At 55.8% G+C, this 1893-nt stretch carries 2 protein-coding genes; both read left to right on the forward strand.

All coding sequences use genetic code 11. The annotated features are described in order from the left end of the window. Window positions 1-119: 119 nt before the first annotated feature. Window positions 120-782, forward strand: coding sequence for a phage/plasmid primase, P4 family (locus tag VXD91_RS03085; protein ID WP_346414628.1), 663 nt, complete (start codon window positions 120-122; stop codon window positions 780-782). A gap of 665 nt (window positions 783-1447) precedes the next feature. After that, window positions 1448-1732, forward strand: a complete 285-nt coding sequence (locus VXD91_RS03090) for a hypothetical protein (protein ID WP_346414629.1) — start codon at window positions 1448-1450, stop codon at window positions 1730-1732. Window positions 1733-1893: the final 161 nt, after the last annotated feature.

Below are 1893 nucleotides of genomic sequence, written 5' to 3' on the forward strand. Positions count from 1 at the left end.
ACCCGGACGACGTCGTCGCGGAACTCGCGGGGGTAGGGCCTTGCCATGGGGACATCCTTCCAGCCCGCCCATGCTGGGCAAGCCAACTCAGATGTCACCTATTCGTGCAGCAGACCCAAATGGACCTGCTCGGTTGCCGCTGGGTGTTCGTATCGGAGAGCGAAAAGGACCGGCGACTGGCCGAGACAACCGTGAAGCGATTGACCGCTGACAGCAAGGTGCGCGCCAGGCGTATGCGTCAGGATTTCGTGGAATTCAAGGCAAGCCATACGTTGATGCTGGTTACCAACCACAAGCCGAAAGTGTCGGGCGACGATATGGCCATCTGGCGACGGTTGCGTGTAGTTCCGTTCGGTGTGCATATTCCGCAGGCTGAACAGGACAAAAGTCTAGGCGAGAAATTGCAGCTTGAAGCCGATGCTGTGATCACTTGGGCAATTTCGGGTTTGATGGCTTATTTAAATGGTGGGCTAAATGAGCCACAACAGGTCAGATTCGCTACTGAAAGCTATCACCAAGAGAGCGACGCAATTGGCAGATTTATTGCAGACCGTTGCGTGACGGGGCCGGATCAAAAGGTGGAGCCAAAGCGGTTGCATCAGGCTTGGGTGGCTTGGCAAAGCGAAGATGGTTGCGAGGCAGTCGGTTTGAAGGCATTCAATCAGGCGATGGAGGAACGCGGGTACTGCTCTGGCAAGCCCAGTAACGGCAAGCGGTTTCGTACGGGAATCGGCTTAAAGGCTATTCAAGATCCCACCGAATTTGCAGGGCAAAATCAATGAGGATAGCTAGCCTGTCTAACAGCACGTTTAGCACGTTTCTAGGTGTTCCCCCCTAGAACACTATCTCTAGGGGGGATACCCCCGACTCGTGCTAAACGTGCTGTTAGGTCAGCTAAGAAACGTTGGATTTCGAGAGAGAATTTGAAATGAGGCAACTAGATGGCGAAACGTAGAACGCCAGCGATTAGGCCAGGGGAGCTGGCGATTGTGTGCGATGAGTGCGCGGCACTGATTAGGGGTGATGAGGGTTTCCTGACGGTGGTGCCAGGTCACGACGGAAAGCGGCGTTGGCGTGCGTACCACGGTGACTGTGAATCGCTGGCCAACGTGGTTGCGAGAGAACCTAAATCAATCGTGGTGAGGACTGGCCGAGTGGCTACGTACACAGAGCTATTGGCGACGCTGGCCGAGTTGGCACGGTGTCCCCAAATGGATTTTGCCGGTACTGCGTGGCCAGGACTGTTGCAACGGTTGGCTTTTGACACCGATTGGCAACTGACAGACGGTCGGTCACAGGATGAATTGGGTAGGGAGAACGCGAGATTTATGGCAGCAGCGGGGTTGACGGCTCGCAGCGCAATCGATCCGGAGACACGGCAGCAGGAAAGCATTGCGCGGCAGGAACGTCGTGTGAGACAGCGGGAAAGAGAGCAGGAGAGCATTGCATGACGCAAATCGACAGCGGTGACTGGCCGCTAGGCCGCAGCAAGACAACGCAATTGGTGGCCGAGCTGGTCAAGTGCTCTGGTGGCGCCATCGGTAGCCATGAACTGAATGACGCTGTGGCCGCTGTTGGCGAGCTCTACACAGCGGCAAGTGTCCTAGAGCTGTGGGAGGGCGGAAAGATCGAATTCGGTTGGGACACAGACGACGAGCAACTGATTTTGGTAGATGCAAACAGTAGTGAGGCCGACAGCGATGGCCGGCTGATTTTGAGAGGAAATGACTGATGACGACACCTAGTGTCGCGCGTCATTAATTAGTTTACAGTGTGCGATGATGGTGTATGCCGTCATCTGCGTTGGTGATCAGTGATGAGGATCGTGCGACATTGCAGTCGTGGACACGGTCCTCGACGATGCCTGCCGGCCATGTTGAGCGGGCCCGGATC

It is taken from the genome of Mycobacterium sp. SM3041, assembly GCF_039668335.1.
Lineage (GTDB): Bacteria > Actinomycetota > Actinomycetes > Mycobacteriales > Mycobacteriaceae > Mycobacterium.

Coding starts and splice junctions, on each gene's coding strand:
- VXD91_RS03090 (WP_346414629.1), top strand. CDS start 1,448: ATGACGCAAATCGACAGCGGTGACTGGCCGCTAGGCCGCAGCAAGACA.
- VXD91_RS03085 (WP_346414628.1), top strand. CDS start 120: ATGGACCTGCTCGGTTGCCGCTGGGTGTTCGTATCGGAGAGCGAAAAG.